Here is a 26753-nt window from a genome sequence, read left to right as displayed (position 1 = left end):
TTTATTTATTTTTCTTATTCTTATTCACCAATTTCACCGTCATCATGATCAAAAATACCAGAACGAAAAATCCGGTAATTAATTGCCACCAATATTCGATAACGGAAGATTTTAAAATTACTGTAAACACGACCAGAAATAAGATGAAAGTAGCGATTTCGTTTGCCTGTCTTAATTTTATGTTGGCTGTTTCTAAAGTATTTCCGTTGAGTTTGGTCAATTCTTTTACTTTTTTCCAGCACCAGTAATGATAAATTGCCAATCCGATGAGGAAAGTTAATTTTAAATGAAACCATGGTGTTTTCATCAATCCGAAATTCAAGAAGATCATGATAATTCCACAAACTGCCATTATAATTCCTGCAGGAACGGTGATGATATTCCATAATCTGCGCGCCATAAAAGTGTATTGTTCTCTAAGGATTTTCTTTTTTTCTTCCTCAAAAGCATCGGTATCTTTATAGTACACAAAAATTCTCACGAGGTAAAAAATTCCCGCAAAATAACTGACCATAAAAATAATATGCAACGCTTTGATGATGGTGTACAGCATCGTAAAAATTTGTGTGCAAAGATAGTTTATTTCAGAAAAAAAGTGAATTTTATATCAGAAAATGATGTTTAAAGAACAATAATTGAATGATTCTAAAATTTAAAAATAAGTTTCATATCAATATTGAAATTAAAACCAAGATTTGAACCTTCATGGTTCATCTGATAGTCAAAAGGTAAACCATCTACCGGGGGATTACCGGGCATTTTATCAATCATATTTTTGTAAGAAATATTTCTCTGCCTTATTCCAAAACCAATTTTCGGCATAAAACCAAACCAAGATGTTTCTTTATGCAGTAAAATGCTATAGTTGATATTGAGTCCGTATTTTTCTCTTTTATAATCTGCTGAAGTGAAAAAATAATAATCATCATTTCTGTCATAATAATTCCCTGAAACGCCTTTTCCGACATGATTTAAATAAAATACTTCTGCAGAAACCAAATGTTTTAGCCTTGATTGTGGAGCTAAACTGTAAAAAACTTCAGGTCTAATCTCGAAAATTCTATTTTTACCTTCAAAATTTCCAATATTAATGGGAGTTAAACCGTCTGCGCCATAGGCGACTTCAGCACCAATCCACCATCTTTCTGATAACTTTCGAATATAACCAACGTTATATCGCTGATCACGCAAAGGTGCAAAAGCACTTACCGTTATTATAGATTTATAATCTTCAGACTGCGCAGAAAACGGAATCGATAAAGCAAAAATAAAGATAAGAAGTAGAAATTTTTTCATAGAATATTTTCAATAAATTGATCTGCTAAAAATAACATAATTCTGTATTTGGGAAAAAATTATTTAACCTTAAGAAAAAAATTATTTCTTAAAAGAAATACTGTCTATTTTCTTACCATCAGCATATTTTTTTTTATACTTTAACTTTCCGGTCTCATCATAATATTTCCAATCGCCAAAGTAATACCAATGTCTTTCAGCATCTGAAATATCTAATTTCGACTGACCTCTTTCCATGATTTTTCCGTTTGGATGATACAGCTTTGTTGTGGTAACGTTTTTTCTGATTTTATCTTTTTGATAAAGTTTATCTTCAAAAGTGGTTTTCCAAACTCCTACTTTTTCGCCTTTTTTATATTTCCCTAAGGCAATTAAAGTTCCTTGATCGGAAGAATATTCTTCTTTCCATTTGCCGTGTCGTTTTTGTGTTTTATCTGGAAATCTTATGTATTGGTTCATTTCCTTTGTCTTACATGAAGTAAAAATGAAAATCGAGATCAAGGTAATTACAATATTTTTCATCATAAAAAAACAGAATTTCTGTAAATATAGAAATTCTGTTTCTGTTCTACAAATGTAGAATTACTCTTTATAAATTTATTCCACAGCGGTGATGATTGATTTATCAACTTTTAAAGTGACTTTTTTTGCTCCCAAATTGATATAATATTTCTCCAATTTGTTCAGATGATCTTCACTTGTTTCTCTACCCTCTACGTGAAGACTGTAATCACTCCAAATGCGAATCAGAAATAAATCTTTAACCAACACTCTGTAGTTTGATTGCTCAAAGGTCGTTGCGAGATATGATTTGAGATCATCTTTATTTTCAAATTGACTGACAACAACGCCACCGTCGCTTCCCTTGGGATTGTCATAAATAAAACTGTAGATTTTCCTGATCAGAGACGAATTTTCTCTATAATCGAGTTTGGAAATAATTTCGGGATTCTCTGTCACAAAAGGATTCTGAGCAATCCTGATATTTTTCATTTCCTGATTTATTTTTGCAGGCTTCATTCCTTGCAATTCAACATTTTTAAGTTCAAAATCCAATATATTTTGTGAAAATATACTTTGGAAACTTAGAAAATAAAAGAGAAGCAGTAATTTTTTCATGAGCAGAAAATTAAATCAGTTATATTTTCTAAGAAATTACTCCCAATTCTTTTCCAACCTTTTCAAAACCAGCAATTGCTTTATCTAAATGTTCTCTTGTATGAGCTGCAGAAAGTTGCACTCTGATTCTCGCTTTTTCTTTAGGAACAACCGGATAGAAGAATCCGATCACATAAATTCCTTCATCCATTAACTTTTCAGCCATTTTCTGGGCTAATTTTGCATCGTACAACATTACAGGAACAATCGCAGCATCACCTTCAGGAATATCAAAACCTTTAGACTTCATTTCTTTTCTAAAATATTCTGCATTTTCCATCACCTTATCTCTAAGCGAAGTATCGTCAGAAATCATCTCTAAAACTTTTAAAGCTGCACCAACAATTCCAGGAGCCAGAGAATTTGAAAATAAGTATGGACGAGAACGCTGTCTCAACATATCGATGATTTCTTTTTTACCTGAAGTAAATCCGCCTAAAGCACCTCCCAAAGCTTTCCCAAGCGTTGAAGTAATGATGTCTACTCTACCCATCACTTCGTTGGCTTCGTGAGTTCCACGACCTGTTTTACCGATAAAACCTGTTGCGTGAGAATCATCAACCATTACCAAAGCGTCGTATTTGTCTGCCAAGTCGCAAACACCTTTTAAGTCGGCAACAATTCCGTCCATTGAGAAAACTCCGTCTGTAACGATGATTTTAAATCTGTGATTTTTCTCCGAAGCCGCAATCAACTGAGCTTCAAGATCTGCCATATTGTTATTTTTATAACGGTATCTTGCCGCTTTACAAAGACGAACTCCATCAATGATCGAAGCGTGATTCAATTCGTCAGAAATAATTGCATCTTCATCAGTAAATAATGGTTCGAAAACTCCACCGTTTGCATCAAAACAAGCTGCATATAAAATTGTGTCTTCAAGACCTAAAAACTGAGCAATTTTTTCTTCCAACTGCTTATGAATATCCTGAGTCCCGCAGATAAAACGTACCGAAGACATCCCATAACCATGAGATTCTATCATATCCTGAGAAGCTTTCATCACTTCAGGATTGTTTGAAAGTCCAAGATAATTGTTTGCACAAAAGTTCAGCAATTTTTTACCGTTGGCTTCAATTTCAGCGCTTTGCTGCGATGTGATGATTCTTTCTTTTTTAAAAAGACCGTCGTTTTCGATATTTTTAAGTTCGTTCTGTAGATTTTCAAGATACTTTTCAGAGATCATTATAATAATATTTTAGGTTTGCTAATTTAACAAAAACGCATTAAACTATTCGCTTTTCCTATTTATTATTGTAAAATTTGATGCTGATAGAATTTTTTAATCAAATAGTCTACTAATTTTATAGGATAATAATTATATTTGAATCTTTAAAATTTTAAAGTATGAAATTATCTCAGATTATCCGGGCAAAAAATATAGATGCTGATGACTTTTTGCAACATCATATGAAGGTCTCTAAACCAATTATTTTAAAAGATTTTATACAATCGGACAGTCCTGCGTTTCAAAAATGGAATTATGAATACTTTAAAGAAATTGCCGGAGAAACCAAAGTCAGCGTTTATGGCAGCGAAATTGAATCCATCGACCGTGTTGCCAGCAAACCGGTTGGTGAAACAACATTTGCAGAATACCTTGATTTAATTACAACCAAAATTACCGAACATCGATTATTTTTATTCAATCTTCTAAGTTTAAAACCTGATCTTAAAAATGATATCCATTATAAAGATGTGACGAAAGGAAAAATTTTAAGGTGGCTGCCTTTTATGTTTTTTGGCGGACAAGGCTCTATCACCAGAAATCACATTGATATTGATATGTCACACGTTTTCCTGTCACAGTTTCAGGGAGTGAAAAGAATCTGGCTTTTTCCGTGGGAACAGTCTGATTTGATGTACAAATTGCCGTACAATTTCCATAGTTTGGCGAATCTTCAGGAACCTGATTATGAAAAACATCCTGCTTTGAAACATTTAAATGGTTACGAAGCAGTTATTCATCCTGGAGAAACGCTTTACATTCCATCCGGTTGGTGGCATTATATCCAGTATGAGACGGAAGGCTATTCTGTATCTGTAAGAGCTTTACCGTCTAGTGCGCTTGAAAAATGGAGGGGTTTTAAAAACCTGGTAATCATCAGACATTTTGATAATGCAATGAGAAAAATTTTTAAAGAAAAATGGTTTAATTACAAAGTAAAAATTGCTGAAAAACGCGCAAAGAGAGCAATGAGAAAATTAAAAGTATAAAAAGAAAGCCTTCAAAACTGAAGGCTCTCTTTTATAAATTTATTTAGTTCTAAAAGTTTATTCTTTTACAAATTTAAAATTGGTATGTTCGATAGTAATGACGTAAACTCCTTTAGACAAAGAAGAAATATCAATTTTTTTATCCGTATTTCCTTTTTTAACCAATCTTCCATCGGCTGTAAAAATCGAATAATCCGTAACTTTTTTCAAACCTGAAACAAATAATTCATCTTTTGCAGGATTTGGATAAATAGCAAACTGATCAAATTTAATTTCTGAAATGCTCAATGTATTATCCAGCGCTACAGTCGAGTTTTTTTCTAAAATCTGATATTCATAATTAAATTCAACACTCGCAACCGGAAATGTTACCGTTTCTGTAAAATATTGATTATTAAAAGTATTATTTAAAGCAAAATAAGCAGTCTGTCCTCCTGTTCCGTTAACTTTGATTGGCAAAGGCATATCAAAGAAACTCACAGAAGCATGACTTTGAGTTTGTGCAGCTTTGAAAGTTACTGTACTTCCCGTCTGTTTCCATCGAATATCATAAGTTGGATAACCTTGGCCGTAAATCCAGTCTGCAAAAAAACCTGTAAAATCTTTCCCTGTTGATTGTAGCAATGAGGCGTTTAAATCAGAAGTTTTCACGTAATTGTAGGCCAAATTTGGTCTTGCATGATAATCTTTCAATGCCTGATAAAATACGGTTTCACCTAAGATCCATTTGATCATTCTGACTACATATCCACCTTTTGCATAGGTCAATCTGCCATCAAAAATAGTTCCTATACTGCCTAAATTGGCATCTGCAACATATACACTTCCACCTGGCTGACTCGTTATGGCATTCTTCTGATCAAGTAAATAGCTTAAAAACTGTGCATTAGTAAGTAGCAATTTTTCATTGGCAACATGCTCTCCAAAAGTTGCGAAACCTTCATTCAACCATATATCATTCCACAGGCCGCAAGTAACTTTGTCACCAAACCATTGATGGGCAAGTTCGTGAGCCACCAATTGTTTGCTCCATGCGCCCATAGAAGACATCGTTTGATGCTCCATTCCGCCACCTGCAGTGAATTCCATGTGACCATATTTTTCGTTTCGGAAAGGATAAGGTCCGAAAAAAGTTTCAAAAGTACCCATAACGGTTTTTGTCCATTCAATATTGGCCATACTTGTTGAATTGGCAGCTGTTGCGGGATAGAGATAATTTACAAATGGAAAAGGCGGACTTCCCATTGTATCGTTCAATTTAACAAAATTGGTAATTGAAAGTGCGACCAAATAAGCTGCTGTAGGATATTGAGTTCTCCAGAATGTCAATTTTTGTCCGCTTCCTAAAGTTGTTTCACTCATCAATCTTCCGTTGGAAGCTACACTGTATTGTGACGGAGTTGTAACTTTGATATCAAACCTGTCAATTTTATCGTTTAAACTTTGTTTTGTAGGAAACCAATCTTGCGCGCCGTAAGGTTCGTTTAAAGTAGAAAGAACAGCCGTTCCACTTTGTGTATTGGTAAAAAACGCATTGTTATTGGTAGGAGGAGCTCCATTATACTGTATCGTTAATGAATCTAAAACGTTAGCAGGAAGAGCAGATGTAAAATCTATCTTGACTTCTTTTGTTGCTAATTGCTGAAAAACTAAAGGTTGACCGTGGAAAGTAACCTGTGAGACTGTCAGCTGATTCGTTAAATCAAAATAAATACTGCTCATTGCCTGAGTCGGCTTAAAATGAGAAGTTACCGAACCTGAAATCTGAGCTACAGAAGGATTTATAGAAACATCCATTCTTTGGTATTGTAAATCATAGTTTAAGGTATTCGGATTGGTATTGCCGATATTCATTTTAGCGGCATAAGATTTCATTTCCTTTGCCATCAATCCTTTCATCTCAAGATTTTCCTGAGCGAAAACGGTTTGAGATAGTAAAACACTTAAAATAAAAAGGTAAAATTTTTTCATATCTATTAAATCTACGATTGTCTAAATGAAATGGTTTTTAATTAAATATAAATCAAATTCATTATCAATAATTTAGAGTTTAAAGATAAAAAAAACCTTTCAATCTGAGATTAAAAGGTTTATGATATGATTTAAATATTTTTTTAAAGATCTAAAGCCGGCTGAAGAATTTTTTCAATTCTGTTTTTCACCATATCTACAGATCCTGAATAATTATTAACTAAAATAGAAAAAACTAAGGTTCTTCCTGTATTTGTTTTCATATAACCTGTCAAAGCTTTTACTTTATTCAGTGTTCCTGTTTTAGCGAAAATCTGTCCGTTTCCTGTTCCAATAAACATTCTTTTCAGAGTTCCGGACTGTCCACCGATCGGTAGAGAATCAAAATATGTTTTGTAATATTTCTGATTCATCAAAGAAGTCAAAAACTTTACCTGAGAAATTGGCGTTACGTGGTTGCTTCTGGACAAACCGCTTCCATCCATATAATTTAAACCTTCCACATCAAAAGCTACATCTTTTAAATGCTCATTCACCACGATTCTTCCCGATTCTGAAGTCTGGTCACCCATTTTCTGGAAACCGACTGTTTTCAGCAAAGCTTCCGCCAAACCATTATCACTACGCTGATTAGTATAATAAATAATATCTGACAACGTTGGAGATTTGTAAGCAGAAACCAATTTTCTAACTTCCGGAGCCGCATCTGTCGTTCTAGGAGTTACTTTTCCGGTAACACCTACTCCACTTTTTACCAAAGTTGCTTTAAAAGTGTTGGCTAAAAATGCAGGTGCATCAGGAAGTTTAGTGGTTAAAATTCCTTCACCATCATACTTTTCAGCATAAACCATCTGATTGGCATAAGGAGAAACGTAGAAATATTTTTTGTCTGAAGCTAAATTGTTTCCTTTTTTAACGATCAGCTTTTCGTTTGCAGGATTGATCTCACGAGTTGTACCAACCGGCAAATAGTAATTATTGTTTTCTAGCCACACAACATTTTCCGGAAGTCTCGAAATGTTACCTTTGAAAAGCGCTGTCTGAATAATAATATCACCATTTACCTTTTTGATGCCCTCACGAGACATTCCACTCACGAAGTCTGAAACGATTTCTTTGTAAGACCAAGCTCCCGCTTTATTGGTTCCCAAAGATGGGTCACCACTTCCTACAATATAAAGATTGCCGTTCAAAACTCCATTTTCGTCGATTTCTCCGGAATATTCGAGCTGTGTCATCCAACGGTAATTTTCTCCCAACAGATGCAAAGCAGTTTCTGTGGTCAATAATTTCGTAGTGGAAGCAGGAACAAGCGGAGCATTTTCGTTGTACGAAGAGATTACTTTCTTCGTTTTCGGATCATAGATTACAAATCCCCAAGTTGCATTTTTCAGCACGGGATCTGCCATCATTGTGTTTAGGTTTACATCTACAAGTTCTTTGGGAGACAAAAAAGCTTTTTCAATAGCTGCTGCGGGAGAAGGTAAGTTTAATCCGCTTTTTTGACTTTCGAAATTAGGAGAATAAAGAACTGTAGATACGGTAGATTGAGCAAGGAAAAAACCAGTGGCCAAAACCGTAATACCTGAAATATACTTTCTGTAATTTATCATCAATTTTTCTTTTTGTTATACTTTGGATGGCATAAAATATGATAAGTTAAACCATTTGCTTTCATCCAAACACATAATAAACGATCAAATGTAGATATTATTGTTAGAATGCAGTCTATAAAAGTATAATAAAACCACATAAAGTTTGTTAAAAATTGTTAAAAATCCACAAAAACCTCTTTTTTAATACTTTGATACGCAGTGATTTCGTCAAATTCTTTCAAACTTAATAATACAAGATTTTTAAATTTCTCATAGTTTTTACCTCTTGGAAGCTTCAGTAAGATCTGAAACTGATATAGATTATTCAGTCTTGCAATCTGAGCTCTTTCAGGACCGAGAATACAGTCTTCAGGCAAATATTTTCTTAAAATTGAACCTAAAAACTGGGAAGCACGGTTAACTTTATCGTCTTTAATGTGCTTCAATTCAATCATAATCAATTTGGTGAAAGGCGGATAATGAAATTTTTGTCGTTCTGTGAGAAAATATTTATAAATTTTTGTGACATTATTCATCTTAATCAACTGAAAAACAGAATGATCAGGATTATAAGTCTGAATTAAAATTTTACCGTTTCCGGAAACTCTTCCCGCTCTTCCGGAAACTTGGGTAATTAATTGATAAGCTCGTTCCTCTGCTCTGAAATCCTGAACATACAACATAGAATCAGCCTTGGGAATTGCTACCAACTCAATATGGTCAAAATCTAAACCCTTAGAAATCATTTGTGTACCAACAACAATATCGGTTTCACGATCTTCAATTTTCTCGTATAATTTCTCGTAAGCAAATTTCTTCCGCATCGAATCAACATCCATTCTATCGACTTCGTTTTCAGGGAAAATTTTTGAAATTTCTTCATGAATTTGCTCGACACCGACTCCTCTTTCATTTAAATTTTCAGAATGACATTTCGGACAGGTTTTTGGTTTCGAAGCTCTCTGACCACAATAATGACATTTCATTTCGTTGGCAGCTTTATGATAAGTCAGAACAACATCACAGTTTGAGCAGTAATTGACGTAACCACAGGTCTCACACTCTATGACACTTGCATAACCGCGACGGTTGTGAAGAATGATCGTCTGATTTTTTTCGTCTAAAGTTTTCTTAATTTCATCAATCAACTGCAAAGAAAAATTCCCGGAAACTTTTTTGGAATCCTGCGCTTCTTTAAAGTTAATCAGTTCAAATTCAGGCAATTTCACACTCCCGAATCTTTCATTCAGGAAAACATATTGTAATTTTTCTTTTCTGGCTAAATAATAACTCTCAACAGAAGGCGTCGCAGATCCCAAAATAACTCTTGCATCATAGAAACCTGCCAAAACCAAAGCTGCATCTTTTGCATTGAAAAAAGGTGAAACTTCTCTCGGTCTGTAAGCAGAATCATGCTCTTCGTCAACAATGATCAGTCCTAAATTCTGATAGGGCAGAAATAAAGCGTTTCTCGTGGCAATGAGAATTTTAATATCATTATTTTTAATTCTTCTCCAGACCTCAACTTTTTCAAAATCAGTGAGTTTCTGATGATAGAAACCAAGCTGTCGACCGTATTTTTTTTCTAATCTTTGAGTGATCTGTTTCGTTAAAGAAATTTCCGGAAGTAAAAACAAAACATTTTTACCTTCATTGATACATTCTTCAATTTTCTCTAAATAAATATGTGTTTTTCCGGATGATGTGACACCATGAAGAAGAACATTTTTCTTTTCTTCAAACGCTTCGTCAACTTCGATTCTTGCCTCTTTCTGTGCTTCTGAAAGTTCTTCTATTTCTTCAATTTCGCCTTCGTAGCTTTCGATTCTGTCTTTCTGAAGGTAATATTCTTCCACCAAATTTTTATCGGCCAAAGCTTTAAAATGAGAACTTCCAAAATATCCGTCCTCAAAGAGTTCTGACTTTCTAATGTGTAAATCAGGATTTTCGGTTTGTTTTTCTATAATATTTAAGAACAGTTCTTTCTGCTTTTTGGCTCTGTTAAGTTGCAAAAGAATTTCTGTTAGATTCTGATTTACCAAAACCTCATCTTTCACTTTTACATACGCAACTTCCTTGGCTTTGTATTTTTCAGCAACTTTTTCATCAATTTCAATATATTGTAAATCTATAAGAGAATTGATGGTTTTGATGATTTCTTTTTTGGGGATAAATGCTTCAATATCAGTCAAATTAATTAACTGGCGAACTTCCAAAGCCTGAATAAGATACATCTCGTTGACATCCAGGTTTTCAAATTCAATGACTGCATTTGGTTTTAGCTTTAAATACGTCTCACTTTCCAGTTTTAAAGAAGACGGAAAAGCAAAACGGTAAATTTCACCCAGATTGCAGAGATAATAGTTTGAAAGCCAGTTCCAAAAGTTGATCTGTTGTGAAGGGACAATCGGATAATCATCTAAAATACTGATGACTTCTTTTGCAATAAAATCTTCCGGTGCCAAATCGTGCAGCTCAAAAACAATTCCGGTATAAATTTTTTTTCCGCCAAAAGGTACGAGAACACGCATTCCTTCCTGAATTTTTGAATCCAGTTCTTCCGGAACTTTGTAGGTGAAAGTTCCTTTTAAATTGAGGGGTAAAATTATTTGAGCGTATTGCAAAGGGAAAATTAAAATGTAAAATTAATTGTTTCTAAAGAGAATTGCAATTTTTTTGTCGTTGATTCTGATCTTGTCTGATAACCAAATCACTAATGAATTTACGGATTCATTGTTTCCCAAAGACTCATTGACTCGATTTTTTTTACAGGCTTTGAAAGCTTTATTCTTTTTGAAGTTTTTGGCAGCAGATCAAAAAAGTTGTCAGAAAAATGGGTGTCGCCCATTAAATAAACATTTTTTGCCAGAACATCGGTGGAGATTTCAATTTCTGTAGAAGATATTTTTTTTATTTGAATATTGGGTTTGGTCAGTTTTAAATCTTTTGGTTTTGCGAAGAAATGAAGATTTTCTGCAATGATTTTTTTATTGATATCTCTTAAAATCAATTTTAAAAAGACTTCATTTTTATTGGAATTTTTTATTAAATTTTTAACTTCTATATGATCAATCTTTGCTATTCCCTCCAATGTATTTCCATTCTGAACCGTAGTTAAATCATTTAAAATTTTCCCCTTAAAATCAACAATCTGAATTTCTACTTTTATATCGTCAAACTTTTTTAATTCATCATTAATGGCGTAAAAGTTCAAAAAACCATCTATTTCTTCCGTTAAAATCACCTGATTTTCATAACTTCTTTTCACTTGATAATGCAGTGCTTTCCAGTTTCCCAGATAATCAATCGATGACCATGAAATCACCGGCCAGCAATCGTTTAACTGCCAATATAAAGTTCCCATGTTATAAGGTTTAGCGCGGCGGTGGGCTTCTATGGCAATCTTCATTCCACGGGCCTGAAGCAGTTGTGAAACGTAATTGTATTTTACAAAATCTTTTGGAACCACGTAATCCCGCTTCATGTATTCATTAATGATATGAAAACCACGGGCATTTTTTTCGTGCGCCTTGATGGTTGAATTTTCTAAACTTAAATCAGGTTTTCCTGAAAACATAGATTTCACCGCTTCCAGACTTGGCATTCCCTGAAAACCGTACTCTGAGGCAAATCTCGGGACTTTTTCGTTGTAAATTTCAAACGGAAATTCGCCCCACCAAACGCCCCAGTAATGAGAATCGCCTTCGGTTAAACTTTCTTTGTGTCCCCAACCGATTGATGGCGAAGTCGGCCAGTAGATATTTTTTTCTGAAGTTAAATTTTCCTTCAAAGCATTTGGAATAACCTCATGAAAAACTTTTTTATAATCTTTCCAGACCTGAAGAGAATCTTCTTTTGAATATTTGAACTGTTTCTGATAACCCCAGTTGACGATCGCTTCGTCAATTTCATTATTCCCACACCACAAAGCGATGGACGGATGATTTTGAAGCCGGTTGACCTGATCTTTGACTTCCTCTTTTACATTATTTAAAAAATCTTCATCTGAAGGATAAAAACTTCCGGCAAACATAAAATCCTGCCACACGAGAATTCCGTTTTCGTCACAGGCCTTGTAGAATTCATCATCTTCATAAATTCCGCCACCCCAAATACGAATCATATTCATGTTGGCATCTTTGCAGTCTTTGATGAGTTTTTGATATTTTTCTTTCGTAATTCTCGGTGTGAAACTATCAGACGGAATCCAGTTGGTTCCCTTTGCATACATCGGTTTTCCATTGACTTTAAAATAAAAAGATTTTCCTTTTTCGTCTTTTTCCTGAATTAATTCAATGGTTCTTAATCCAATTGTCTCATCTTTTTGATCAATAATTTGAGCATCCTTTTTTAACGCAAATTTTAAAACATAAGTCATTGCTTTTCCCCATCCGTTCGGTTGCCAGAAATGTGGATTTTCAATTTTAAATGGAACTGAAATTTTGTTTAAACCTTTTTTCAGAAAAATATCATGATTTGCTATATCTGTTGTAAAACTATATTTACCTTCATTCTCTGCAAAAATTTCTGCATGAATTATTAAATCTGCCTTTTGCTTTATTAAAGATTTCTGTTCTATTTTTACATTTTCAAGTTTTGCATGATTCCAGAAATTCAATTTGACAACTTTCCAGATTCCGGCAGTAACCAATCTCGGCCCCCAATCCCAACCAAACTGATATTGCGCTTTTCTGACAAAACTTCGCGGCGATTCCGGCATGGTGAACGGAACTTTTTCGGCTAATTCTTTTCCGACATTGACAGAAGATTTAAATTTTATCTGCAACGTATTATCTCCAACTTTCAAATCATTTTTTACGGGAATTTTCCATGTTCTGAACATGTTGTCTGTCTTTTTCAGCAGTTTTCCATTTAAATAAATTTCAGAAAAAGTATCCAATCCATGAAAAACCAAATCGGCATTTTGATTTTCTAATTCTTTATCTGAAACTTTAAAAACCGTCTGATAATCCCAGTCTTCATTTTCAACCCACTGCACTTTTTTTTCATTCTCATCTTTATACGGATCGGAAATTATTTTATGATCCATCAAATCTAAATGAACGGTTCCCGGAACTGTGGCGGTCAGCCATTTATTATCTTTTGCATTCCTAAACTGCCATTTTTCTGACGAAAGATTTCGCTCTGAAAACTGGGCGCTGATAAATGTTTGAATGAAAAATAAAGCAAAAAATATGGCTTTGTTCATTTATAGTTTATTTACAATTCTGTGTATTCCGTCTTTGATTAAAGGTGTATTAAAGTTAATAAGAAGTCCTAGTTTGATGTTTGTTAATTTTAAATAAGTCAAAATCTGCGAATAGGAAATGGGATTAATTTCTAATACAGATTTAACTTCTATAATTACTTTATCTTCAACAATCAAATCAACTCTGTAAGCGTTTTCAATTATCTCACTTTTATATTTTAGTGGAAGTACCACCTGACTTTTGACCTCAAAACCAAGTTCTCTTAACTCATAAGCTAAAGCAACTTCGTAAGCGCTTTCAAGCAGACCAACTCCCAAAGTCTTATGCACTTCCAGTGCAGCACCAATAATTTTATAGGACAATTCGTTTTCTGTCATTTGTGTTTATGTTTGTTTAACTTTTATCTTGTACTTTATTAACGCAAAGATTATCTTTCTCTATGAAGATTTAAGTGGCAAAGAGTAGCAAACAAGTTGCTTAAGCTTGAAAATATCTGTGCTCTATAAGATTTTCATAGATTAATTCTTTTCGTAAATTCAAAAAATATTTTTTATCGTGAATTTATTCTCAAGCTTAGACGGCTTGTCCGTCATTCTTTGCTTCTTAAAATATGCAGATTTAATAATAAACTTTGCGTTTAATCATAATTTAAAATCTACAAATTAACTTTCAATTTCTTAATCTCCTCAGCATTGGCAAAAGATTCATACGGCAACACGGCTGAAGAATGAAAATATCTCCCGTCCGTGACGTTTTTCAGTTCTGAAATATTATTCGAACGGACGCCACCACCGATTAAGATTTTAATATCATCGCCACAGTTTTCAATAAGTTTTTTTAAATTTTCCTTTCCTTCCATGGCAGAATTTTCTCCGCCGGAAGTGAGGATTTCTTTGAACCCTAATTCAATCAGTTTTTCTGCAGATTCGAAAATATTTTTGGTTCGGTCAATGGCTCGGTGAAAAACGCAGGGTTTGCCATTGGCAAGATCAACCAAAAGTCTGTTTTTCTCATAATCAATTTCCTGATTTTCATCTAAAATTCCAAAAACAAAACCATCAGCCTTCGCTTTTGAAAATTCAATAATATCTCTCTGCATCCGCATAAATTCTGAGTCGCTGTACATAAAACCTCCGCCAACAGGGCGAATCATTACGTGGATGGGTTTTGAATATTTATCTTTTAAGTATCTTAATTCTTCAAGGTCGGGTGTAATGCCTCCGGAATTGATGTCAGCGCAGAATTCAATTCTATCGGCAACGGAATTTAAGGCTATTTCAGCGGATGTGATATCGAAAGTGGCTATTTCTAAAAACATAGGTTGATTTGAGATTTGATGTTTGAAATTTGAGATTCAGGATTCGGGATTCGGGTTTATGATCAGAATCTTTCACCTGGCTCTTTTTACTTTTTACTTGGCTCTTTCCTTACTTTAAAGCAAATTCCGGTTTCTCCAGACGGTTTCCTTTCTGGTCGTGAACGGCAAAATTAAATCCGTCCTGAATGCAGTATGAACCGTATTCCCCTTTTTTATTAATAGCAATAAAGCCCACCTGAATATCTTTTAAATTTTTATTTCTTCGCTGAGTAATTTTCACAATCCTTTCAACCGCTTCTTTACAGGCTTGTTGCGGATTTCTTCCCTGTCGCATCAGTTCTACAACAATATGAGTTCCAACTGTTCTGATGACTTCTTCACCATGACCGGTTGCCGTTGCAGCACCAACTTCATTATCGACGAACAAACCAGCACCGATAATCGGCGAATCGCCTACTCTGCCATGCATTTTAAAAGCCATTCCGCTCGTGGTGCAGGCTCCGGAAAGATTTCCCTGAGCATCCAATGCGATCATTCCAATCGTGTCGTGATTTTCTATGTTGACGATGGGTTTGTATTTACTGTCTTTCAGCCATTCTTTCCACTCTTTTTCGGATTCTGCTGTGAGAATATTTTCTTTTTTAAAACCTTGTGAAATGGCAAACTGAAACGCACCATCACCTACCAACATCACGTGAGGTGTCTTTTCCATTACCATTCTCGCTACAGAAATCGGGTTTTTAATATTTTCCAGACACGCCACCGAACCGATGTTGTAATTTTCATCCATAATGCACGCATCAAGCGTTACTCTTCCGTCTCTGTCGGGGCGTCCACCGTAGCCGACGCTTCTTTCGTTCGGGTCATTTTCAACCAAACGAACACCTTTTTCCACTGCATCCAACGCTCTTCCGCCTTTTCCTAAAATCTTCCAAGCTTCTTCGTTGGCTTTCAAACCAAAATCCCATGTCGAAAGGACGATCGGTTTATTGAGCAACAAATTTTCATTTTCAGGAACTTTTTTTGCAATTAAATCCATTGGATTGAGCAGCAATGCGGATGATAATATTCCTGTAGTTTTTAAAAATTTTCTTCGTGAATTCATAGGTTGAGGCTAAGGCTAAGGTTTAGGTTTAGGTTAATCTTGAATATTAAATTTTAAATATTGAATCTTGAATTATTTCGCTCCGATTTCATCGACGAAAAGCCATGCTCTTGAATCTGCTCCTGGATTTCCTGCGGGAATAATTCCTGCGTTTTCTATTTTAATTTTAATAAATTTTGCCTGTTGATTTCCGACCTTCAGATTGATTTTACCTTTTGCAGAAAGAATTTCTTCTTTTCCGATTTCTTTAATGGTTTTGAAAGTTTTGCCGTCATCAGAAATGGAAACCGTCGCAGATTTTGCCAGATGAATCCAGCTTCCTTTGTTGTCTAATGTATTAAAATAAACTTCTGAGAAATTTATTTTTTCTCCCAAATCAATCGTTGCAACCACATTTTGTCCCTGAAAACCAAGCCATGTTTTTCCCAACTGCTTTACGTTACCGATAATTCCGTCAACTAATGTAAATGCACCGCCAAAAGAATAGTTTTCGCTCGGCTGATTTTCCAAAGTGATTTTTTTTCCGGTCGTTTTTGAGGTAAAAAAATTCTGAGAAGAAACAGCAGATTTTAATTCACCATTTTCAAAATAAGCAGATTTCACCGTCATCGCTTTTGAAACGGGAATCGGATTCTCGTAGGTGGAAGAATTTGCTTTTGGCTCACTTCCATCTGTCGTAAATTTAATTCCGCTTGGATTTTGTGAAGTTGAAAGTTCGTAAGAAACACCTTTGCTATCAGGAATTACCTTTCCTGAAATGTTGTACATACTTTTTGCATAGTTGATATTCATTTTATCTAAAATTTTAAAATGCTCCACCACCCTGTTTTCAAATTCCTTATAATTATCTTGTTTTGAAGTTCCCCAACCGACTTCGGAAAGTGCAAATAATCTTGGAAAAATCATGTACTGAACCTGTTTGAAATCCAGAATATATTCCGTCCATAAATTTGCCTGAACTCCCAGAATATATTTCGATTGCTCCGCATTCAATTCGGCAGGAATAGGACTGTACGAATACACTTTATCCAAAGGTGTAAAACCTCCGAATGCGTTAGGTTCAGTTTGCGGATCGCCCTGATAATGGTCAAAATAGCAATATGCACCCGGCGTCATCACGGCAAAATGATTTGTTTTTGCGGCTTCAATTCCACCTTTAATACCTGTCCAGCTCATTACTGCAGCATTTGGTGCCAATCCACCTTCCAGAATTTCATCCCAGCCGATAATTTTCCGGCCTTTTGAGTTCACATACTTTTCAATTCTCTGAATGAAATAACTTTGCAGTCCGTGCTCGTCTTTCAGATTATTTTTCTTGATTAATGCCTGACAGTGCGCACATTCCTTCCATCTTGTTTTCGGACATTCGTCACCACCGATGTGAATGTATTGCGAAGGAAAAAGCTGAATCACCTCATCCAAAACATTTTCCAAAAAAGTAAACGTTTCGTCTTTCGGACAGAAAACATCATCAAAAACGCCCCATTTTGTCGCTGATTCAAAAGGTCCTTTTGTACAAGCCAGTTCAGGATACGCAGAAAGTGCGGCAAGAGCGTGGCCTGGCATTTCAATTTCAGGAACGACCGTAATGTGTCTTTCCTGAGCGTATTGTACGACATCTTTAATTTGCTCCTGAGTATAAAAATAGGGTCCGTAAGGTTTTCCGTCAAAAGTATCATCAACGTAAGCTCCAATCATGGATTCTTTACGTTTTGAACCAATTTGTGTAAGTTTCGGATATTTTTTAATCTCAATTCTCCATCCCTGATCGTCGGTTAAATGCCAGTGAAATGTATTGAGTTTATACATTGCCAGATAATCGATGTACTGTTTCACTTCTTCTACGGTGAAAAAATGACGGCAAACGTCGAGATGCATTCCTCGCCATGCGAATTTAGGTTCATCTTCGATTTTTAATGTAGGAATTCTTCCGTTTTTCTGCGTTTCAAATAACTGAATTAAAGTTTGAAGTGCTAAAAAGTAACCTTGATCTGTGTAGGATTTTATATGAATCTGTTTGGAAGAAATTTCAATCGAATACGCCTCGTTATTGGGTTTTGATTGATTTTCTAGTTTGGAATACAACAAATGCGCATCCTGATTTTTTGCGTTTCTGTATTTAACTTTTAATTTATTTTTTAAATATTCTGTCTCTTTAACAGGAAGATTATTACTTAAATTAAATGATGCCGGAATAACAAATTCTCCTTTTAGAAACTCAACTTTTTGGGGATAAGGAATTAAATTCAGTTTTGTTTGAGAAAAAAAACACATTGAAATCAATAAAGAAAAGGCCAAAAGAATACGCTGCATCTGGTTGAATTTAGATTTTAGCGAATATAATTCTTTTCTGAAAAATTCAGTCTATCATTTAACTATTTCAGCTTTGAAACATCTAATTTTGTATAAAATTAAATGATGAAAAAAACTTTTCTTTTGGCAGCCGGATTATTGTTTTCGGTTTCTGCACAGGCACAGATTTTAGATATAATTAAATCTACGGTTAAAAACCAGACAGGCGTTGATTTAAACAATCCTAAAACCAGCACAACCACTTCACCTGCAACAACTCAGCAAACTCCAACAAAAAATACTTCTTCAGTCAATTTGGGAAGTCTGACTTCAACTCAAATCTCATCTGGTTTAAAGGAAGCTTTAAATCTGGGTGTAACTGAAGGTGTGAAAAAACTCGCTGTACAGGATGGTTTCCTTAAAAATGAAGCAGTAAAAATTTTAATGCCCGAAAAATTAAGAGTGATTGATACCAAACTCCGCGCATTCGGATTGGGAAGTTTAGCGGATCAGGGTGTAAAATTACTGAACAGAGCTGCCGAAGATGCAGTGACTGAATCAGCTCCGATTTTCACGAAAGCCATCACGTCGATGACGATTACTGATGCCAAAAATATCTTGTTGGGAGGCGACAATTCTGCAACCAATTATTTACAGAGTAAAACCCAAACTCAATTATTCACCGCTTTTCAGCCAAAAGTAAAAGCTTCATTAGGAAAAGTAGGCGCCGATAAAGTCTGGAATAATTTGATTTCTAAATACAATACATTGACAGGAAATGCTGTTTCTACGGATCTGAACGAATATGTTACCAACGAAACCATCAATGGCGTTTTCAAAATGGTTGCAGAAAAAGAAAGCGGCATCAGAAATAATTCTGTGATGAGAACGACAAGTATTCTGCAGAAGGTTTTTGGGGCGCAGGATGGGAGGTAAATTTCTTTTTTCCTTGATGAAAAAAGAAACAAAAAAATCAAGACTTAAAACTTTTTGACGCTACAAATTGAGCCAGCGCTGAAAAGTTTAAACTTTTGCGGATTTACAGGTAGTTTTTAAAACATATTTTTTGCCGCACTTCGAACATAAAACTTTTCTCAGTGGCCTTATTCTTTCAATTTGCTTAACGCTAAAAGTTTTCAGGTCGTAAGATAAAAAACGTTTTCAACAAAAAACCTTGTCGGTGTGACAAGGTTTTCGTTTTGTTTAGAATTGCATTTCAGGAATTTCGCCTTCAATGATTAAATCTGCTTCTGTTGATTTGATGATGTGTTCTACGGAAACTCCGGGAGCTCTTTCAACGAGCTTGAATCCGGCTGGAGTTACATCTAAAACCGCCAATTCGGTAACCACTTTTTTCACGCAGTTAATTCCTGTTAGAGGTAGTGTACATTTTTTCAGGATTTTGCTTTCTCCGGCTTTGTTGACGTGCATCATCGCGACGATAATGTTTTCCGCTGAAGCTACGAGATCCATCGCACCGCCCATTCCTTTCACCATTTTTCCGGGAATTTTCCAGTTGGCAATGTCGCCGTTTTCTGAAACTTCCATAGCTCCAAGAATAGTCAAATCTACTTTCTGGCTTCTGATCATCCCAAAACTGAATGCGGAATCGAAAAATGAACCGCCTTCCAAAATAGTAATGGTCTGCTTTCCGGCATTGATCACGTCTGCATCTTCCTCGCCCTCAAAAGGAAATGGCCCCATTCCCAAAACTCCGTTTTCACTCTGGAATTCTACCGAAAGATTGTCAGGAACGTAATTTGCCACTAAAGTTGGGATTCCGATTCCTAAGTTTACATAATATCCGTCTTTTACTTCTCTGGCAATACGTTTTGCTATATCTTCTTTACTTAACATATAATTTAATTTGAAAATTTGTTGATGTAGCCAATTCAAAATTGACTATCATCTTTTTTTAACGCAAAGGACGCAAAGATCTTTTTTAAATTTCCACTCTGTTTTTAAGTTCGCAAAGGCGTTTCACTCAACAAAGATCACAAGAGATATTTATTCCTTTTTGTAGATAATTTTTAATCTTTTTTTCTAACAGTTCTCTGCTCAATTCTTTTTTCGAATTTTTCTCCCTGGAAAATTCTTTGAATCATAATTCCCGGAATATGAATCTGATTGGGATCTAATTCTCCCGGAGCAACTAATTCTTCTACTTCAGCTATGGTAATTTTCCCTGCTCCTGCCATTGGATGGTTGAAATTTCTTGCCGATCCTTTGAAAATTAAATTTCCTGCGTGATCTCCTTTCCAGGCTTTTACAATAGAATAATCTGCGTCGTAAGCGTGTTCTAAAATATGAGGTTTTCCATTGAAATCTTTTACCTCTTTCCCCTGCGCAACCTCAGTTCCAAAACCTGCAGGTGTGTAAAAAGCAGGAATTCCGGCTTGTGCGGCTCTGCATTTTTCGGCAAGCGTTCCTTGTGGAGTCAACTCAACATCCAATTCTCCTGAAAGCATTTGTCTTTCGAATTCTGCATTTTCTCCAACGTAAGAAGATATCATTTTTTTGATCTGCTTTTTCTGCAACAATAATCCTAAACCAAAATCATCAACTCCGGCGTTGTTTGAAATGCAGGTAAGATCTTTTACATCACTTTCTACCAAAGCATTGATTGAATTTTCAGGAATTCCGCAAAGACCGAAACCGCCTAACATCAAGGTCATTCCGTCTTTTATTCCTTTTATCGCTTCAGTGGCATTTTTTACTCTTTTATCTATCATTGTACTGCTTAAAATTTGTGGTCTGAAATTACAATTTTTTTGGGAATTTTATCAATTTTGTAATCTTTTGATTTGAAAGGCTGTATTTTGCGTGAGGGATGGAAGCGGCATCCTTTTTGGGTTGGAGAGTGTCAGAGTTGGAGAGTTTTTTGGGATCTGTTTGTTTTATGTTTGAAATAAAATCAAGATTCTTGAAAATTGTTTTGTAAAGTGTTGGCTAACAGAAAAATTTATTTTATTTTTGCAATCTGTTATTCAACCTCTGACGAAGTCCGTGTAAGTTGCTTAGCGTAACACATTTTATTTTATTAATAATGGATTTATTAAAGTACGTACAAGACAAGTACATTACAAAAAAAGAATTCCCTGAATTCAAAGCTGGTGATACAATCACTGTGTATTACGAGATTAAGGAGGGTCAAAAAACTAGAACTCAGTTCTTCAAAGGAACTGTAATCCAATTGAGAGGAACAGGTTCTACAAAGACTTTTACAATCAGAAAAATGAGTGGTGATGTAGGTGTAGAGAGAGTTTTCCCTATCAACATGCCTGCTCTTCAAAAAATCGAAGTTGACAGAAGAGGTAAAGTTAGAAGATCTAGAATTTACTACTTCAGAGACCTTAGAGGTAAAAAAGCGAGAATTAAAGACGCTGCTTACAAGAAGAAATAATTCAGACAACAACACATACGAAGAGAGACTGCTAAATTTAGCAGTCTCTTTTTATTTTGGGGGAATTATTAATTGATGTAGAACGAGATTCGTGTTTTTAAACCACCTCGTCTAAATTTTCTTTAAAAATTTATCCAACCCTCCAAAGGAGGGGAATTTTCATTACTTCATTTTCAAGTTTATTCTCAATTTTGCAAACTTTCAGCATCCTGCTTACTGCTTCTATTCTACTTAATAAAGTCATACAAAGCATTCCAGAATTTATCATAGACTTCGATGTGAGGAAGATGTCCTACGTTTTCAAGTTCGACAAGTTTTGAACCTGCAATTTGTTGTTGTGTTTTCTTGCCTAATTCCTGATATTGCCCCATAGTTGGCTGGATTTCTTTTGGAGCACGTTCTTTTCCGATGGCTGTTCTGTCTCGTGTTCCGATAATTAATAAGGTTGGCGTTTTAATGTTTTTAAATTCATAAACGACAGGCTGATTGAAGATGATATCACTCGTTAATTCCAGGCGACTTGCGGATAATCTTTATGCAAAGTCCAACCTGCTATTAAGTCAAGCCACGGTTGATATTCTGCTTTCCATTTGTTATCGTAATAAAATTTAAGCTGATAATTTTTATAGCTTTCTGCGGTGTTTTTTAATTCTGACTGATAAGCTTCATCAACAGTTTGATATTTTGCTAAAGCTTTATAGTCTTCCAATCCGATCGGATTTTCAAGAATTAATTTTTCAACGGTTTCGGGATACATTAAAGTGAATCTTGTTGCAACCATTCCGCCCATTGAATGTCCTAAAACAATCAGTTTATCCATTTTTAAATCATCTAAAATTGCTTTGGTGTTACTTGCTAACTGTGCGAATGAAAACTGATAACTTTGAGGCTTCGAAGATTTGCCAAAGCCAATCTGGTCTGGAATTATCACCCTAAAACCTTTATCTGCTAAATCTTTTGCCGTTTTTCCCCAATATGCTCCGTTAAAATTTTTACCGTGGAGAAGCATGATGGTTTTCCCATTCGATGTTTTGGGCTTCACATCCATGTAAGCCATTTTTAGATTTTGCTTTTGAGAGTTGAAATCTTTAAAATGAACTTCAAAAGGATATTGATAGTTTGAGAGTGTTGCATCTAGAGGTTTTATCTGTGAAAAAGCGATCGTTGAAGTGATCGTAAGTGATATTCCAGTGATAATATTTTTAAAATTTGGCATGAAAAATTGATTTTAGATATAAATTTAAAAAAACCACTTCAAAAGAAACGGTTTTCATTGTTATTTATAATTTAATTATAAGTTTTAGAACAATTGTTTGTCTAGAAACCTTTCTTTTTTTGAAGGTAGGTTCATTAAAACAATTGCGAATAGAATTAAAACAATTCCAATCCACTGAATGAGGATTACTTTTTCGCTTAATAAAACATAAGCCATCGTCACAGAAACCGGAAGTTCTAGAGATGAAATAATGCTTCCTAAACCCAAACCTGTATTTGGAAAACCGAGATTAAATAAAATTGGTGGAATGATGGTTCCGAAGAGTGCTAAAATAAATCCGTAAGTCCAAAATATTGAATAATCAAATGGACGGATATGCTGTGTGTTTTCCGTAAAATTCAGATAAAAAGATCTTAGTCCTTCAAAATGAAGAGGGCCAATTTGAGCAAAAAAGAGAAATAAAAGTACGATAACAGACCCTCCTGAAAGCATGATGATACTTTTTCTGAGCACAGGTAAATTGGTTGCTAAAGTATTGGAAGTGAACATCGTCATTGTAAATGAAGCTGCCGCCAATAATCCCCAAAAAATGCCGTGCCAATCAATTTTCACTTCAAGATTAATGAGATTTGTAGCCAAAACAGTTCCCAATAATACAATGCAAACAGAAATCACTTTTTTGAGATTCGGTAACTTTTTAGTTAAAAAACTTTCGACCACAACACTAAACCAGACCGACTGCATCAAAAGTACGATCGCAATCGAAACATTAATGTATTGTACTGATATATAATAAAATAAACTTGTACATCCCAAAGATGTTCCGGCCAACATCAACATTTTAAATTCTTTTGAACTCGGTGAAGACAATGCTTTTTTGGAGGTAATTGTCTGGATAAAATTTAAGATTAACAATCCTATAAATCCCATGACAAACTGTGCTGTTGTCACCTCCGATGTCGTAAAACCTTCTTTGTAAGACATCTTTACAAACGTCGCCAACATCCCGTAAATACTTGCTCCAATCCCAACAAAAATCACCCCTTTTAAAATATTCTTCTTCTCCATAACCATTTTTACAGCCGGCAAATTTACGACATAAAAATTTATTAAGGTCAGATTGTATATTAAATAAAATCACCTTTGAAATTCTAAAGTGATTTTATTTAATATTTTAAAGCGTTATTTTTTTATAATAATTTTTGAAGTAATGTCAATTCCCAGACCTTGCAATTTCACTACATAAACCCCGTTTTCAAAATCTTTTGTGGAAACCGGAATTCTCGAATCCGGCGAAGATCTGTCTTCTGATAAAACCATTTTTCCCGACATATCATAAACCTGAAGGTAAACTTTACCTATTGTAAAATCCTTTAAATAAATGAAAAATTCATCTTTGGCAGGATTAGGATAAATTGCGATCTGGCTTCTATCAATTGGGATATTTGAATTTCCATCAGTGCAGTCTTTTGGAATTGAAAAATCTTCGACTTGGTCACTAATATCCATTTTGTTGCCCGCCGAAGCATTTAGACCTAATCCTCTTTTAGCAAAAGTCTTCCAGATCATGCATCTGTTTTCACCTTTAGTTGTCAACATTTCTGCGGATAAAATTGCATTACGCCCATCTATAAATGTTGGATTACAGGCTTGTAATTTCAAAGCGTCGGTTACGAGTTGTAGTACTCGTGAACTTCCATTAGTTGTATTCGCAGTCACATCAGAAGAATATCCGTATTTTTCTGCATATTGCCAATGCAAATCCCAAAGCATTGTTGCCCAGACAAATCCGATTCTGTGTACATCGGGAACAATTTCAGAATCTTCTTCGATTTCCATCCCATTGGTTCTGCCATAAGTGTAATTATTTACAGAAAAATCAGGTGAATATTTTACCGGTCTTAGTCCTGCACCATTAATTGATTGTCCGCTTGCATAAGTTCCTACGCTTCTCGGAACGTTTGCGTTATCAGTTGGACTATTCGTAAGCATTAATGCAAAAAAATCTGACCAACCTTCACCCATTTGTTCTTTGCTTGCCGATTTTAAAAGACAAGTATAACCGTTTCCGGTGAGTCTGTTTGAAATTCCGTGACCATATTCGTGGGTTATGATACCGTTGTCAAAACTTCCGTCGGGAGTAACTGCTGTTGCTGGATCACTTTTCAATGTTACATTTACAGTAACTCCGTTATTCAATTGATTCTTAATAAATTCACCTTCATTATTCGTTATCAAAACTGACGGAATTGTAATAGTAGTATCTGTTCCGCCCATTGATGAAGGGAAATTTGCAGCAGCAGCATTATTATAAATGATTGCGGCAATTGCTCCGGCATTTTGTGCATTTTTTACTTTTAGAGCAAATGTACATTGAGAACTTCCTCCTCTTTCCATAAGACCTATTTTTCCTGACAACGATCCTGATGGTAATGCTGTACAACCGTTGATAACAGATGCTAAAACTATATCTCCGGTAACTCCAGTTCCGTTAAGTGGTGGTCCAAACTGAGCCGGACTTGCCTGAGGAATGCGTGGAATCGCTGATATAGGAGCATTATAGAAAAAATATCTGTTTGCGGTTGACCAAAGATACATTTGCATTACAGGTCTGTTTCCATCGGAGGGTGTTGTGAAATTGGCATTATTTAATTCTCCTGAATCCTGACCTTCTGCGATAACATAGTCATTTCCTACTCCACCTTTTCCAAAATTATTCTGTTGAAAATTTCTTGCAGATTCTGTAAATCCAAAGTGATAAAAAATATCATGGACTCTGTTATTAATATAAAATAAATTGGTGATCGAAGCACTTTGGTTAAATGAAGGAGTTCCATTGATTGAAAATGGAAAATTAAAATTTCTACTTACACCGCCATCCGGAGAAAATCCGGGCTGGTTTGTATTTGATGTATCTGCATAAGCAAAAACATTATTTCCTCTGGTAATTGTGTAATGATTTGCACCATCAGAATGCCATCCTTCCGGAGATGCAGTTAAATTCCAGGGGTTTGTAAGCAAAGATCTGTTCCCGAATGTAGGAGCTTCGATCGGCAACGGAAAAACATTATAAGATGCATTATCTGGCGCAAGTAAATTCAATGATTTAAATTCGTTTTTTGAAGATTCATTAAAATATTCATCTGAATGATCGTGACTATAAGCTCCCGGATGAAAACTACATGATAGATTGAGATTGTCTTTATTTAAAATTTCTCCTGTATCTGCATCAACTAAAATATTCCATGAATTGGTAGATTGTGGTTCATGAAGGAAAAATTGATAGGCTAGTTTTAAATCTGAATTTACTTCAACAAAGACTAATTTTTGTTTTGCAAATTTTTTATGGTTTGGCTCTGGAGAAGAATTTTCAAGAATAATATAGTTCGATATATCATTTTTATTTAAAACTATGGCAATTTTTTGAAGTGCATTTTCTTTACTTAATATTGGGATATTTGATGTTGAATTCTTGTAATTTTTGATGAATGAATCAGAAAAGTATGCAATTTTATCCTCTTTAATAAGAGCAGTTCCGACTGCATTATAAATAGGAAATCCATTATATTTTTGTTGAATTTTAATGACTTCTCCATCGAATGATTTTGAGAAGTCTATATTATCAATGTCAAAATCTATTAAATCTGCTTTTTTAAAATCCTGAATATGTTTTGTCTGGAAATAATTTGTTATTAATCTTTTCTGATTTTGAGAAAACATTAAGTATGGAAGTAAAACAAAAAACGCACAAATAATTTTAATGCTTTTTGTTTCTATATTATTAATAAGATAGCAATTCATAACTTTAGTTATTAATGTTTAATAAAAATATGAACATTTTGTGAAATCGCATCAAATATTTTAAATAAATACATTTTAGTAAATCAAAAATCAATCTGATTTCTATAAAGAATTATTTTGGAAATTCATTTAAAATAAAAAAGGCTGTTTCAATCATGAAACAGCCTTTTT

At 34.7% G+C, this 26753-nt stretch carries 20 protein-coding genes and 1 pseudogene; 3 read left to right on the top strand and 18 right to left on the bottom strand.

Annotated elements, in window-relative coordinates:
* Position 1: 1 nt before the first annotated feature.
* The 5 genes from NZ698_RS02110 to kbl form a co-directional block, all read right to left on the bottom strand.
* Positions 2–553 (bottom strand): CopD family protein, encoded by a 552-nt coding sequence (locus tag NZ698_RS02110; protein WP_263001387.1) that lies wholly within the window; start codon positions 551–553, stop codon positions 2–4.
* A 92-nt stretch (positions 554–645) separates the two neighbouring features.
* Positions 646–1296, bottom strand: a complete 651-nt coding sequence (locus NZ698_RS02105; protein WP_263001385.1) for a hypothetical protein — start codon at positions 1294–1296, stop codon at positions 646–648.
* A gap of 81 nt (positions 1297–1377) precedes the next feature.
* Positions 1378–1755 carry a toxin-antitoxin system YwqK family antitoxin gene (locus NZ698_RS02100; protein ID WP_263001383.1) on the bottom strand — a complete coding sequence of 126 codons (378 nt, stop codon included), beginning with the start codon at positions 1753–1755 and terminating at the stop codon, positions 1378–1380.
* A gap of 138 nt (positions 1756–1893) precedes the next feature.
* On the bottom strand, positions 1894–2415 hold the full coding sequence (locus tag NZ698_RS02095; protein ID WP_263001381.1) for a hypothetical protein: 522 nt from the start codon (positions 2413–2415) through the stop codon (positions 1894–1896).
* 28 nt (positions 2416–2443) lie between these two features.
* Entirely contained in the window at positions 2444–3640 is a 1197-nt protein-coding gene (kbl, locus tag NZ698_RS02090; RefSeq protein WP_263001379.1) for a glycine C-acetyltransferase, read from the bottom strand.
* Positions 3641–3801: 161 nt separating this feature from the next.
* Here kbl and NZ698_RS02085 point away from each other — a divergent pair, with 161 nt between their 5' ends.
* Positions 3802–4671, top strand: coding sequence for a cupin-like domain-containing protein (locus tag NZ698_RS02085; protein WP_263001377.1), 870 nt, complete (start codon positions 3802–3804; stop codon positions 4669–4671).
* 57 nt (positions 4672–4728) lie between these two features.
* Here the strand turns inward: NZ698_RS02085 and NZ698_RS02080 are convergent, their stop codons facing one another.
* From NZ698_RS02080 to NZ698_RS02045, 8 genes are all read right to left on the bottom strand, one after another.
* Positions 4729–6642 carry a M1 family metallopeptidase gene (locus tag NZ698_RS02080; protein WP_263001375.1) on the bottom strand — a complete coding sequence of 638 codons (1914 nt, stop codon included), beginning with the start codon at positions 6640–6642 and terminating at the stop codon, positions 4729–4731.
* Positions 6643–6785: 143 nt separating this feature from the next.
* The gene (dacB, locus tag NZ698_RS02075; protein WP_263001373.1) at positions 6786–8255 is read right to left on the bottom strand and encodes a D-alanyl-D-alanine carboxypeptidase/D-alanyl-D-alanine endopeptidase; all 1470 of its coding nucleotides are present in this window, start codon (positions 8253–8255) and stop codon (positions 6786–6788) included.
* 158 nt (positions 8256–8413) lie between these two features.
* The gene (gene priA / locus NZ698_RS02070) at positions 8414–10861 is read right to left on the bottom strand and encodes a replication restart helicase PriA (RefSeq protein ID WP_263001371.1); all 2448 of its coding nucleotides are present in this window, start codon (positions 10859–10861) and stop codon (positions 8414–8416) included.
* Between the two features lie 98 nt (positions 10862–10959).
* A complete protein-coding gene (locus tag NZ698_RS02065; RefSeq protein WP_263001369.1) occupies positions 10960–13446 on the bottom strand; it encodes a beta-mannosidase in 2487 nt (828 codons plus the stop codon).
* Positions 13447–13824 (bottom strand): GxxExxY protein, encoded by a 378-nt coding sequence (locus tag NZ698_RS02060; protein ID WP_263001367.1) that lies wholly within the window; start codon positions 13822–13824, stop codon positions 13447–13449.
* A gap of 278 nt (positions 13825–14102) precedes the next feature.
* Positions 14103–14765, bottom strand: a complete 663-nt coding sequence (locus NZ698_RS02055; RefSeq protein WP_263001366.1) for a copper homeostasis protein CutC — start codon at positions 14763–14765, stop codon at positions 14103–14105.
* Positions 14766–14874: 109 nt separating this feature from the next.
* Positions 14875–15870 (bottom strand): isoaspartyl peptidase/L-asparaginase family protein, encoded by a 996-nt coding sequence (locus tag NZ698_RS02050; protein WP_263001364.1) that lies wholly within the window; start codon positions 15868–15870, stop codon positions 14875–14877.
* Between the two features lie 72 nt (positions 15871–15942).
* Positions 15943–18183, bottom strand: coding sequence for a glycoside hydrolase family 20 protein (locus NZ698_RS02045; RefSeq protein WP_263001362.1), 2241 nt, complete (start codon positions 18181–18183; stop codon positions 15943–15945).
* A gap of 105 nt (positions 18184–18288) precedes the next feature.
* Here NZ698_RS02045 and NZ698_RS02040 point away from each other — a divergent pair, with 105 nt between their 5' ends.
* Positions 18289–19098: a DUF4197 domain-containing protein gene (locus NZ698_RS02040; protein WP_263001360.1), complete on the top strand. Its 810-nt coding sequence runs from the start codon at positions 18289–18291 to the stop codon at positions 19096–19098.
* A gap of 267 nt (positions 19099–19365) precedes the next feature.
* Here the strand turns inward: NZ698_RS02040 and NZ698_RS02035 are convergent, their stop codons facing one another.
* Both NZ698_RS02035 and NZ698_RS02030 read right to left on the bottom strand, forming a co-directional pair.
* A complete protein-coding gene (locus tag NZ698_RS02035; protein ID WP_263001358.1) occupies positions 19366–20019 on the bottom strand; it encodes a CoA transferase subunit B in 654 nt (217 codons plus the stop codon).
* Positions 20020–20192: 173 nt separating this feature from the next.
* The gene (locus tag NZ698_RS02030) at positions 20193–20894 is read right to left on the bottom strand and encodes a CoA transferase subunit A (RefSeq protein WP_263001356.1); all 702 of its coding nucleotides are present in this window, start codon (positions 20892–20894) and stop codon (positions 20193–20195) included.
* Positions 20895–21208: 314 nt separating this feature from the next.
* Here NZ698_RS02030 and rplS point away from each other — a divergent pair, with 314 nt between their 5' ends.
* Entirely contained in the window at positions 21209–21565 is a 357-nt protein-coding gene (rplS, locus tag NZ698_RS02025; RefSeq protein WP_007846341.1) for a 50S ribosomal protein L19, read from the top strand.
* A 227-nt stretch (positions 21566–21792) separates the two neighbouring features.
* Here the strand turns inward: rplS and NZ698_RS02020 are convergent.
* From NZ698_RS02020 to NZ698_RS02010, 3 genes and pseudogenes are all read right to left on the bottom strand, one after another.
* Positions 21793–22781: pseudogene (locus NZ698_RS02020) on the bottom strand (alpha/beta fold hydrolase).
* Between the two features lie 84 nt (positions 22782–22865).
* Positions 22866–23849: an EamA family transporter gene (locus NZ698_RS02015; RefSeq protein ID WP_263001354.1), complete on the bottom strand. Its 984-nt coding sequence runs from the start codon at positions 23847–23849 to the stop codon at positions 22866–22868.
* A 114-nt stretch (positions 23850–23963) separates the two neighbouring features.
* Complete coding sequence (locus NZ698_RS02010; protein WP_263001353.1) at positions 23964–26582, bottom strand: T9SS-dependent M36 family metallopeptidase; 2619 nt, start codon at positions 26580–26582, stop codon at positions 23964–23966.
* Positions 26583–26753: the final 171 nt, after the last annotated feature.

The sequence above is a fragment of the Chryseobacterium edaphi genome, assembly GCF_025628985.1.
Lineage (GTDB): Bacteria > Bacteroidota > Bacteroidia > Flavobacteriales > Weeksellaceae > Chryseobacterium > Chryseobacterium edaphi.
The sequence above is the reverse complement of the archived record's forward strand: the minus strand, read 5'-3'. Positions and strand labels throughout refer to the sequence as shown.